This is a genomic window from Steroidobacteraceae bacterium (assembly GCA_041395505.1).
In the GTDB taxonomy this organism is placed as follows: domain Bacteria; phylum Pseudomonadota; class Gammaproteobacteria; order Steroidobacterales; family Steroidobacteraceae; genus JAWLAG01.
In genome coordinates this window covers 899,597-911,357 of record JAWLAG010000002.1, presented here as the reverse complement: position 1 = coordinate 911,357, position 11,761 = coordinate 899,597, and the positions used below count along the sequence as shown (strand labels likewise).

Sequence of the window (11,761 nt, the reverse complement as noted above, 5' to 3'; positions counted from 1 at the left end):
ACCCACTGGGGCGGCCATTGTCTCCGGTGTTTCCAAAGAGCGCGCCGATACTTCGTGGCCGACGTACCTTGATATTCTTGCGGCACTAAGGATAGAGAGTTCCCGATGCAATCGCTCGGTGGTTGTATTCACCTTCTTTGGTCCAGCCATAAGAAGGTGAGCTGGGAGCACGAAGCGCTATGCTACTGCGTCCACCATCCCCTTGAAGTGCGTTGGGTCTTCCTCTTCTATTAGGGAAAGAACATCCCTCAAGACCCCAGGCGTTTCGGCGAGAAGTGTGGGGTCGTGTTCTTCACCAACGACACCTTCGTGGGAATACGTGTGGACAAAACGCAGCACCCGAGATCGTACAGCAGGCTCACATGTGAGCCTGCTCATGCGCTGATACAGGCCACCGGTTTCTGCTGGAAAGCGGAATGAGAGGAACGACTCCAAGAGGCGACGGGCAATATTTGGGAGACTATAGTAGGTCTCCAACGGCGCACCAGCGGCTAATGCCGACCCGTCCTGCACCTTCTTGAATAGGTAGTGATACTCAGAATCGAACTGTTCCAGTAAGTCATCAAGTGGAGCGATGCGGCTGTTTCTACCAGTTGCCGTATGCTCACAATCCAACATGTAGAAGTGGGCCACCGGTGGCACCTTCTTCTTTCTGCCGCCATTTTCGTGACCAAACCAATTCCGAATTTGGCAGAAGAGAGGAAAGCTGTGCGTAAGGATGAACAATTGCCCGGCGTCTTTCGTTCGCTCCTTTAGATAGCCGAACGCGCAGAACAGCGAGTTGGCATCAAGGCTCGAAACTGGGTCGTCGATTACCACAACGTCATTCGTTAGGTCGAAGGACCTATCTCCCAGGCTCTTCAGGAAGTAAAGGAAAGCGATGGCGGTCTTCTCGCCTTCACTCAGATTCGCAGCAGTCACGCCTCCTCGCGTAATTGCATAGCCAGTTCCCTGAACAGAAAACGTTAGTTCTTTGCGCCCGAGGTACCTCGACAGCTCATCGTTCAGTTCCTCAGCGGCCTGATGATGTTCGACAATGACTCGTTCCAATTCTGCAATTCGTGCTCTAGTCTCGGCTATCTGATCGTTCGTGCTCGTTTCAGTGGCGCTGGCTTCAGCGAGAGTCTTGGTCTTGGCACTAAAATCCTGAAGCGACTCTGCGATCGCACTTTGTGCCAGAGCCTCTCGCGATTCCTTGACGATGGCGTCGAAAGCCGCGCACTCGTTGTTGTTAGTCTCAACTGCTGCCGTGATGGCCCCTATCAGTTCAGCGATCTTCGAGAAATGGTGGGGTTCCAGATGCTCCGTGTAGCTAGATAGAGTCAGCGCGACAAACGGCTTCTTGTTCTTTGCGGCCAGTGCCTTGAGGAGGGCATCCAAGAGCGCAATGGCAGCCTGGAGTTCCTTTAGAGTTGCGGTCCGGTGTGCTTTGAAGTCTGCTTGTAGGTGCTCGCCGATCTCAGACGGTACTGGGATGGAGACGGCCTCCAGCTGCTTCTTGGCGTCGCGGATGGAGTTGACTGCATTCTCTATATCGCTAGCGAGTCGTTCGTACTCTTGATTGAAATGGCCTTCGAGTTCAGCAACCCGCTTGGAAGTGAGCGGCTCACCACAAAACCGGCAAGCATCGCTGGGAGTTGTACCGGAAGTCCTTGGGACGTTGTGGAGTGGCAGTCCTTCTCGTACCCATGTCTCCAGTTGTGGGTCTGCAGCTATGGCTGGAATGGCTGCGGACGTGACCTTTCTGGCAAGTAGGGCTTCGACCGATGATTTGTCCTTCTCTGGGTCCTGCAGAGTAGGCGGTGTCCAAACGATAGGCTCTCGTCGGGTGGCCTTTATCTTTGCTGTGTGCGCGTTCTTCTGCTTCTCGGAAAGACAGTGCGACGCGACGGAAGCCGCATCTAAAAGGGTCATCGCCTCCGCTTCTGTGCGGTAGTTCGCCTTGTTGAAGTTGTTGTACAGATTGTCAGACCCGGGCGAACGAAGTGTTTCCTTGATCTTCTGTGCCTGAGTCTGACAAAACGAGTCGAGGTCACGATCAGCAGACCGAGTCGCATCGGAAGCCTTTCTGGATGTTTCAACTAGTCCACCGGGACCAGCGAGTCGTGCGTTGAGAGTCAAGACCTCCTGCTGCTTCTCCTTGCTTTCTTTGCCTATGTAGAAGATTGGGCGAACCCCTCCTGCAGAAAAGACATTGTCTTCTACAAACGCTCTATTGAATACCCGGACCTTTGGGATCGCAGCTGCCGGGCCTACGTCAACGCCGCGCAGAGACGTCCCGTCAATGTTGAATGTAACGTCCCCATCCGCGATGGGAGAGCGCTGTTCGAGACAGCGGAAGAGGTTGGAGAGAGTCGACTTCCCAGAGCCGTTCCAACCATAGATCAGATTGAGCCGCGCAAACAGAGGTAACGACACGGGCCAGGTAAAATCCTGGAATATCCTGTGCTGTCGTATGCGGCTGATGCTCTTGATCTGCATGGCGACCGGCTATTTCGATATCTGTGCCGGAGTGCTGTAGAGAAACCTCTGAAAGCCCGTGAAAACTCTGGAAATATCTTCTGGCTTTCCAAGATCTGCCATCGCGTCGGCGATAGAGTCGCGGTATTTGAGGCGAAGCAGGGGCGTCAGTTTGGCACGGTCGAGTTCTTCGACCCCGTCGGATACGTAGTGGGACAGGACAAACTCAAGAAAGATCTGTTGTTTGTAGTTGAAGCTGCCGGCGATGTAAGGCCGGGCCTTGGCGGCTCGTTCTGACCTGCTCTCTGTGGGGACAGCAAAGGCGACGTGAGCAAGAACATCGAACAGGTCGCTGTTCTCGGCGTCGATGATTTTCTGCATCTCGACCAGCTGTTCCCTGCCGAAGCCCTTGTCCGCGAGACCCTGCAGAAGTTTCGCGCGGGTATCAGGATCGCTCCAGAGGGTGCGGAGCTCGGCCTCATCCTTAAAGAACTCCGGGAGTTTTCCGAATAGCATCTCCAAGAACTGCTGGGCCGACATGGGTGTCCCGTCTGGGTGCCAGAATGATGTGACCATCATGTGCTGGATGTTCCTGGCCTTGCCGTCCGCGAGGCGAATCTTCGCTTTGCGTGGTCGCGGCGTCGGCTCGGGCATAGGCGGTTCCCCCTCGGGACCATCTGTGCCAGGAGGTGGTGGCGGGTTGCCGGGCTCCTCGGGTGCGATGGGTTCGCCATCCCACTCGGGATCGCTGAAGTGCTGGTGCGCCTTCACGAAGTCATAGATCGTGAAGTAGTCCTTGCCGTCATAGAGGCGAGTTCCACGCCCAATGATCTGCTTGAATTCGATTATCGAGTTGACCGGTCGCATGAGGACGATATTGCGTATGTTCCTGGCGTCGACGCCGGTCGAGAGCTTCTGGGAGGTCGTCAGAATCGTTGGGATGGTCTTCTCGTTGTCCTGGAAGTCGCGGAGATGCTGATCACCTAGCGCGCCGTCGTCAGCTGTGACCCGGTGGCAGTAGTTGGGGTCTTTGCTCTTCTTCATCTGGTTGATCAGATCTCGGACGGCTAGGGCATGCGTCTGGGTGGCGCAGAAGACCAGCGTCTTCTCGTTCTGGTTGATCTGATCCATGAAGATCTTCACGCGCTGGGCTTCGCGCTCCTTGATCTCGATGATCTTGTTGAAGTCGGCTTCTGTGTATCGCTTTCCTTGCTCAACTTCTCCCTCGACCACTTGGTCATCCGGTGTGTAGACGTACTCGTCGAGAGTTGTCGAAATCTGCTTCACCTTGAAAGGTGTGAGGAAACCGTCGTTGATGCCCTCCTTGAGGGAGTACACCAACACTGGGTCGCCGAAGTACTTGTACGTATCCACGTTGTCCCGGCGCTTGGGTGTCGCAGTGAGCCCAAGCTGAACCGCAGGAGAAAAGTATTCGAGAATGTCGCGCCACGTACTCTCGTCGCTGGCGCCTCCGCGGTGGCACTCATCGATGACGATGAAGTCGAAGAAGTCTGGCGGGTAATCGCCGAAGTAGGGCGATGGCTTCCCGTCCTTTGGTGGTCCGCTCATGAACGTCTGGAAGATGGTGAAGAACACGCTCCCATTCGTGGGAACCCGCCCCTTCTTTCGGATGGAGTCGGGCTCGATTCGGACTAGCGCGTCGTCGCTGAAGGCGGCGAATGCCGTGAAATCGTTATATGCCTGATCGGCCAGAGTATTGCGGTCGGCCAGGAACAGGATTCTCGGGCGTCGCGTTGGCTCCCCGTCGACCTCGCAGTCTGTGAGGTTCCAGCGCGCGGAGAAGAGCTTCCAGGCAATCTGAAAGGCGATGGAGGTCTTGCCCGTGCCCGTGGCAAGCGTCAGCAGGATGCGGTCCTTGCCGGCGATGATTGCCTCCAAGACTCGGGTAACCGCCGTTTCCTGGTAGAACCGAATCTGCCATGTTCCGCTCTTGTCCGGGAAAGGAACGGCCGCGAAGCGCTCGCGCCAGGAGCTTCGGTTGGAGAACGTCCGATCCCAAAGCTCGTCGGGAGTCGGGTATCGATCCGCGTCCCCCTCCTTCCCTGTCGCCATGTCCACGGCGTAGATGCCACGGCCATTTGACGAGTAGGTGTACCGGATGGAGAGCTTGGCAGCGTAGTTCTTGGCCTGTCCAATTCCTTCTGATACTTCCTCATCCCAAGCCTTCGCCTCAACGACCGCCAGCTTCGTGTTGCGGTACTCCAAGACGTAATCAGCAGTGAGTGGCTTTCCACGCCGCCCGCGGCCTTCTATTCGACCAAGCGTGATCGGAAACTCGCGGCGGATGCGGCTTCCCTCGACAACACCCCAGCCTGCCGCCTTCAGCGCTGGGTCAATGTGCTCCGCTCTGGTCTCTGCTTCGTTCATGCCGCTTTGGTGAGTTGGCCCGTAAACGCCTCGTGGAGCAGAGACTTCTTCAACGCTTCGAGGGCGTCGAGTTTGCGTTCGTAAATGCCTTCGAGAATGGTGGTCGTGCTTTGAAATGATTCGAGTGTGGTTACAATTTCACGCTGCTCCGCAAGGCCAGGTACTCCCACCGGTAGGAGACGTAGATCTTCGATGTTGATGCCTACATATGCAGCACCCTTCTTGACACCACCGAGCCACTCTTGCGTTTCCCGAGAACCGATCAAGTAGCTAACAAACCTAGGGTCTATCCGCTCCGAGTCGATCGGAACGACTGCCACTTCACGCGACACATTCCATCCGACCATTTCTGGTCCAGCAACCGCGACACCTCCGAGCGTACCGCGAACATTCACCAATACTTCACCTCCTTTGAGGATCGTCCGGGAGTATTCCTTCGATAGGTCGCTCGTGATGTGTTTTACGCCATTTGTGTCGATGTGCAGCCACCGCACATTGCTAGTGCGAAGGCATGGCACGCCGCCCGGTGTTTCTTCGCCGAGTTTGATAACCCCGTACGTGATAACCCGCGGGGCCTCGCATAACGTCGCAAGGGGCTCTCGTTTCCAATCGCTACCACGGGAAGTGAAAACGGATTGCAGATGGCTATCGAACAGAGCGTTGGCGTTCTTAAGGTTCCTCTCGGAATTGGCCTTGGCGGTAGCAATGCCGTCAAATGCGTTATCGAGCATGCGAGCAATCCGCTTCTGCTCAGTGATTGAAGGAAACGCTATCGGCAATTGTTCGAAATGACGCCGGCGCAGCGACTTTACGGTGGCGCCCACAGCCACGCTAGGGAAATAGTCTGCGCGGTAGTGTAGAAAATAGAAGAGAAATCGCACGTCGATATCAGGAGAGAAATCAAAGAGTGCATAGGCGCGTTGGTGTAGATCAAACTTCCCCCTAAAGTGTCTCGGTAAGAACTCCTTTCCTTCTCCTGGGATGATTAGAGCTTCGCAGTCATAGAGAAAACGTCCACTTCGCTTGACGGTCTTCGAGCGGTCGAAAAATGCGAAGGGGCCGTCAGGGATAGCGTCCTTCGTGTCGGACTCACCGCTGGAGATTGAGCATAGTGTGCCCATAGGAGTGATGTTCCACGATGTGTTCATAGACTGATCTTGATGCGTTCCAACACGGCTGCGCTTTCCGCATCTAGCGCGGTGATCTCGCCAAGAATGTCAGCTGGACTGCGATGGGAGGCTGTCTCGCCGCCGTTAGGATTCTTTACGGAAAGATCGAACGTATCAGTATCAAGCGTCTTCGAGGCGACACTCCAACTCTTCTGCGAATCAGCGAAAGTCTTCTGAAGGGTCACAAACTCTGCCAGGTCGCCATCGTTCAGCGGATTGGTCTTTCCAAAATTTCGACCTGGGTCAAGTTGGTAGTACCAGGTCTCACGTGTGGGAGCGCCCTTCTCGAAGAACAGTACGACGGTCTTTACTCCAGCACCCTGGAACGTGCCACCAGGGCAATCTAGAACTGTGTGGAGATTGCAGCTCTCCAGCATGAGTTTGCGAAGACTGATTGACGCGTTGTCGGTGTTAGAGAGAAATGTGTTTTTGATGACGATCGCAGCGCGACCTCCTGCTTTCAGTAGCCGAATGAAATGCTGAAGGAAGAGGAGTTCTGTGGCGGCAGTTCTTATCGGGAAGTTTTGTTGAACTTCCGTACGCTCCTTTCCGCCGAACGGCGGATTGGCAAGAATCACGTCGTAACGATCCTTCTCCTGCACATCCGCCAAGTTCTCCGTCAACGTATTGGTGTGGATGATGTTCGGTGCCTCGATGCCGTGCAGGATCATGTTCATGATCGCGATCACGTACGCGAGGGGCTTCTTCTCCTTTCCATAGAAGGTCTTGGTCTGGAGCGTTTCCAGGTCCTTCGTCCGTAGACCAGGCTTCGCCTTGAGGTACTCGAAGGCCTCACACAGGAAGCCCGCGGATCCGACTGCGCCGTCGTAGATGCGCTCGCCGATCTTGGGAGCGGTGACCCTGACCATGGCGCGAATGAGCGGGCGAGGGGTGTAGTACTCCCCGCCATTTCGCCCGGCGTTCCCCATGTTCCGAATCTTCGCCTCGTAGAGATGGGAGAGCTCGTGCTTCTCCTTCTGCGAGCGGAAATGGAGTTCATCGATCTGGTCAATGATCTCGCGGAGGTTGTATCCGCTGGTGATCTTGTTCTTGATCTCGCCGAAGACTTCGCCGATCTTGTATTCGATCGTGTTCGGTCCAATCGCCTTCTGCTTGAAGCCCTGCAGGTACGGAAAGAGCTTCTTGTCGACAAAGTCCCGGAGGTCGTCGCCAGTCAGTGCGACGTTGTGGTTGATCTTCCCGTCCTTCCCCTTTGGCGCCGCCCAGCTCGCCCAGCGGAAGTTGGGGTCCAGGATGTATGTGTATTTCTTGCTCTGAAGTGCTGCCTCCGCAGCCTTGTCCTCCTCCAGCGCATCCAGGTACTTGAGGAACAGCAGCCAGGAGGTTTGCTCGGTGTAGTCGAGCTCGGTAGTGCAGCCAGCTTCCTTCCGGAGCGCATCGTCGACGCTGCGAAAAACCTGCTCGAACATGGGCGGGGTAGCGGTCCTTGCTGTGGGCTGGGTGGCGGCGGGGCGCCGTCCTCGGGGCTTGGGGGTCTTCTTCTTGGCTTTGGGCATGTAGCTCTAGTGGACCAATCGGTCGCGTTCGTTCTATTTATACAACAAGGCCTTGAATTGACAAGAAAAAGGGCCTGTTTGATCGTTCAATGCCCGCTGTCGCTCGTGTTTGAGAGCGCGGAAAGCGCTTTGAGGGACTTTTGCGGGACCTGGTCCCGCGTAACTGTGCTCTGTCGTGCAAACCTGCAACGGACGCCCACGGCAAGTTATTGAATTGCCGTCTCCTCTAATTAGACCCCCGGACTCATAATGCCGGGGTCGAGGGTTCGAGTCCCTCCCTTTCCACCAGTTCGATCTTGCCGCATATTTCTAGGGCGCCGCCGTCGCCTGCGGCCGTGGATGAATTTCTCCCGGCATCGACGTGAGGCCACGCAGCAGAAGGTTCGGCAGTACCGCATTGTCCCATTCGGGCGATGAGGGCGGCCTCGTGCCCATGCGCAGGATCACGAGTTTGGCCGACGGGATCACGTAGAGAACCTGGTTCGCATTGCCGTCGAGCATGTAGAGATCTTCGGCTTCGAACGGTTCGCCCTGCAAGGGATTGTGCGGCGGTCGTCGCGGCGTATAGACGCCCGCGGGGTAGATGCCGGCGCCGTAGTATGGATTTTGCATCGAACCGCGACGGATTTCGGCGACGAACCCCTCTGGCAACAAACGCTTGGTGTTCCAAAGGCCGTCGTTCAGCAACAGGATCCCCATGCGCAGCCAGGTTTCGGCAGGTAGCATCGTGCAGCAGCCCGAGTGGGCGAGGCCGCCTTCGCGATCGACCCACACCGTGCCGCCGCGACCGCCGGTCGGCTGGATGAGTTCCCGGGACAGGAATTCCGCGTAACGACGCCCCGTCGCCCGTTCGACCACGATTGCCACGAGGTCGCCGTTCGCCTGCGAGTAGGCGTAGGTCGATCCCGGTGGGTCGGTCAGCGGGTAATCGGCGATCAACGTGTCTTCGATGTGCGTGCCCAGGTAGGCGCGGTTCAGGATGTTTTCTGGGTCGGCAACTTCGGCGCCCGCGTACTCCTGCTTTTTCAAGCCGGAACGCATCTCCAGGACCATGCGCAAGGTCATCGTGGCCTTCGGCGTGCCTTGCCACTCGGGGATGAAATCGGTCATGGATTGATCCAGCGACTTGATGTGCCCAAGAGCCATCGCTCGCCCGACCGCCAGTACCGCCAGCGGCTTGGCCAGCGATAGCGACACCAGGGCATCGCTTGCGCGAGTGCCCCCGAAATACTCTGCCGTTTGAATCGTCCCTGCGCGCCAGACCAGGAAGGCGGTCGAATTGTTCTCGCGCGCATAGGCTCGCGCCGCGTCCAAGGCGGCAGCGTCGATCGATCGATCGGCCGGACGCGCAATCGGTAATGGGCGGAAGCGCCTTGCGCCCGGTATGGCTTCGACCGGAGCATAGTAAGCCGCGGTGCGCGCTCCACGCAGGCGCTCGAATCGGGCGCGATAAACAGGATCATCCAGCGCAGAAGGTTGCGAGGCGACAATCGGTTTTGCTGCAATGAACATGGCAACAGCAAACGTCAACATAGGCCGGGAAGCGCCGCTCATGCTCGCAAGTATACGGACTGCCCGCGGGCAAGCATTTTGTTGTTTTGCCGCATCGGATTACGGTCCTGAAACCGGGCTGGCTGGCGGCTGCGCGCTCGTACTAGCGGTTTGCGCAATACACCAAGCACGATTTCCGCGCGATTGGCGATGATACATGCAGCTTGCGGCGCCGACAGCCGAGGCGGTTCGCGACACATATATATAGGGGAGGGGTGCGCATGGTCCATGGGTCAAAATGGCTGGTTGCCGTCGTTTGCGGTCTGATGATCAGCCCGATACTGCAGGCGCAGGGAATCCAGGAGGTCGTGATCACCGCGCAAAAGCGCGAGCAGTCGATCAACGACGTGGGCATCACGGTCAATGCATTTACGGGCGATCAGCTGAAGGATGCCGGCCTGCGCGCCGCCGAGGACATCGCCCAGTTCACGCCCGGCCTGACGGTGAACGCAACCGCAGCCACCGGCGTGCCGGTCTACACCATCCGTGGTGTCGGCTTCCAGGACTATTCGACAGCTGCCTCATCGACTGTCGGCCTGTACTTCGACCAGGTCGCCATGCCCTATACGGTGGCGAGCCGCGGTGTTGCCTTTGACATTGAACGCGTCGAAGTATTGAAAGGACCGCAGGGCGATCTCTACGGCCGCAATACGACCGCCGGGCAAATCAACTTCATCAGCAAGATGCCAACGAAGACCTTTCAGGCCGGCGTCACCGCCGGACTGGGCAGCTTCAGCACCTATAATCTCGAAGGATTCATCTCGGGTCCCATGGGCGAGCGCGCCCGTGGTCGACTCGCCGTGCGCACCGACCAGTCGAGCGACGGCTGGCAGAAAAGCCTGACGCGCAACGACAAACTGGGCAAACTCGATACCAAGGCGCTGCGCGCCATGGTGGAATTCGATCTAAGTGACGCTGCGACCCTCCTGCTGAAGGCGCAATACGTCGATGACCAGTCCGAGAACCTGGCGAACACCGCTTACAATGGCCAGCTTGCAGGTCTCGGCGAGTTCAACCTTCCCTACACGCCGCTCGATCAATACCTGCTCCCGACCGGCGCGAATTTCGGTCAGGTACCGCCCTGGTATTCAACCGACAACAATCGGGCGGCGGATTGGACGAACAGCTATACCAGTCCGATCACCGGTCGCACCTTCAACCTGCGACCGCAGCGCGACAATCAGCTCAAGAGTGTCGCGGCCACGCTCAACTGGGACATCAACGGCTACAAACTGACCTCGATCACGAGCTTCGATCAGTTCGATCGCGTCGAGTCGAATGATTGGGACGGTTGCTTCTGCAATGATTCAAGCAACATCAACACGACCGATCTGTCGATGTTCTCGGAGGAATTGCGCGTGACCCGCGAATCCGAGCAGCTGCTGTGGATCGCCGGCGTGTATTACTCGACCGACGACATGGACGAGTACTACCACTACTTCATGTCCGACTCGGTATTCGGTGAGGGTTCCATCCCCTGGGGGGTCGGCCTCTTTGCACCGACGCCCATTCTCGAGCTCGACACCAAGTATCGGCAGAAGACGGATTCGGCGGCGGTGTTCGGGCACGTCGAGTGGAAATTCGCCGATCGCTGGCGCGCAACCATCGGCGCGCGCTACACCCAGGAAAAACGTGACTGGTCGGGCTGCACATTTTCGGCCGAAGACGGCACACTCGGGGCATTCCTCAATGCCCAGTTCGGTTCGACGCTGGCGCCCGGTGACTGTGGCACGATCGACGACGATCCAAACTCGCCCACTTACATCTTCGCCCTCATCGGCGGACCCAACGTCAACGATGCCTTCCATGTCTACACCGACAAGATCGACACCAAGCGCTGGATGGGCAAGCTTGGACTTGATTTTGCTGTCAACGATGACGTGCTCATCTACGGCACGATCTCCAACGGATTCAAGTCCGGTGGTTTCAACGGCGCCAACTCGAATACGACGCTGCAGCTGAAACCCTACAAGGAAGAGGTGTTGACCTCGTTTGAGGTTGGCACCAAGGCGACACTGGCGGAGGGGCGCGCGCAATTGAACGTTGCTGCGTTCTATTACGATTACAAGGACAAGCAGGAGCAGGATAGCGCTGTCACTTTCGTGGGCAACATCGCCGGTTTGGCCAATGTGCCGAAGTCGCGTATCCAGGGCGCCGAGATCAATCTCGACTGGGCGCCGACCGACGCCCTGCACTTGAGTTTCGGAGCGGCCTTCCTGGATACGGAAATCACCGAATGGATGGCGGTCGATCGGACACTCAGTAGCTGGCCAACTGTCGTGCGTACCGACGCATCGGGTGTCGAACTCGCCCAATCTCCGAAAGTGCAGTTGAACGCCATGCTTGGCTACCAATGGCATGTCGCTGGTGAGCGCGTTGTCGATCTGAGCTTCGATGCCGCCTACAAGGACAAGACGACAGGCGGTGTGCAGACGACGGATGCGACCGACAGCTATACGCTGGTCAACGCCCGACTTGGATTCGGGTCGGCGGACGGCCGGTGGCGCGCGATGGTGTGGGGCCGCAACCTGACGGACGAGTATTACTATCCGGCGGCGTATGTGGGCGGCAACGGACCGTTGATTCGAAGCGTTGGCATGCCGCGCACCTACGGCATTTCGGTCGATTACCGCTTCGGCAATTGACCGCTGGTCGAGCGGGCGGGACCATGTTGCC

6 protein-coding genes are annotated in these 11,761 nt (G+C 57.4%); 1 reads left to right on the top strand and 5 read right to left on the bottom strand.

The window, feature by feature from the left end; translation table 11 throughout:
• Window positions 1-177: 177 nt before the first annotated feature.
• From R3E77_16870 to R3E77_16850, 5 genes are all read right to left on the bottom strand, one after another.
• A complete protein-coding gene (locus R3E77_16870; GenBank protein MEZ5501092.1) occupies window positions 178-2,481 on the bottom strand; it encodes an AAA family ATPase in 2,304 nt (767 codons plus the stop codon).
• A 9-nt stretch (window positions 2,482-2,490) separates the two neighbouring features.
• The gene (locus tag R3E77_16865; GenBank protein MEZ5501091.1) at window positions 2,491-4,848 is read right to left on the bottom strand and encodes a DEAD/DEAH box helicase family protein; all 2,358 of its coding nucleotides are present in this window, start codon (window positions 4,846-4,848) and stop codon (window positions 2,491-2,493) included.
• Window positions 4,845-5,996 carry a restriction endonuclease subunit S gene (locus R3E77_16860; protein ID MEZ5501090.1) on the bottom strand — a complete coding sequence of 384 codons (1,152 nt, stop codon included), beginning with the start codon at window positions 5,994-5,996 and terminating at the stop codon, window positions 4,845-4,847. The genes R3E77_16865 and R3E77_16860 overlap by 4 nt, the downstream gene beginning before the upstream one ends.
• Complete coding sequence (locus tag R3E77_16855) at window positions 5,993-7,534, bottom strand: N-6 DNA methylase (GenBank protein MEZ5501089.1); 1,542 nt, start codon at window positions 7,532-7,534, stop codon at window positions 5,993-5,995. Before R3E77_16855 ends, R3E77_16860 begins: the two co-directional genes overlap by 4 nt.
• A gap of 309 nt (window positions 7,535-7,843) precedes the next feature.
• Window positions 7,844-9,088, bottom strand: a complete 1,245-nt coding sequence (locus R3E77_16850) for a serine hydrolase (GenBank protein MEZ5501088.1) — start codon at window positions 9,086-9,088, stop codon at window positions 7,844-7,846.
• A 218-nt stretch (window positions 9,089-9,306) separates the two neighbouring features.
• Between R3E77_16850 and R3E77_16845 the strand changes: the two genes are divergently transcribed.
• Window positions 9,307-11,730, top strand: coding sequence for a TonB-dependent receptor (locus R3E77_16845; protein ID MEZ5501087.1), 2,424 nt, complete (start codon window positions 9,307-9,309; stop codon window positions 11,728-11,730).
• Window positions 11,731-11,761 lie beyond the last annotated feature (31 nt).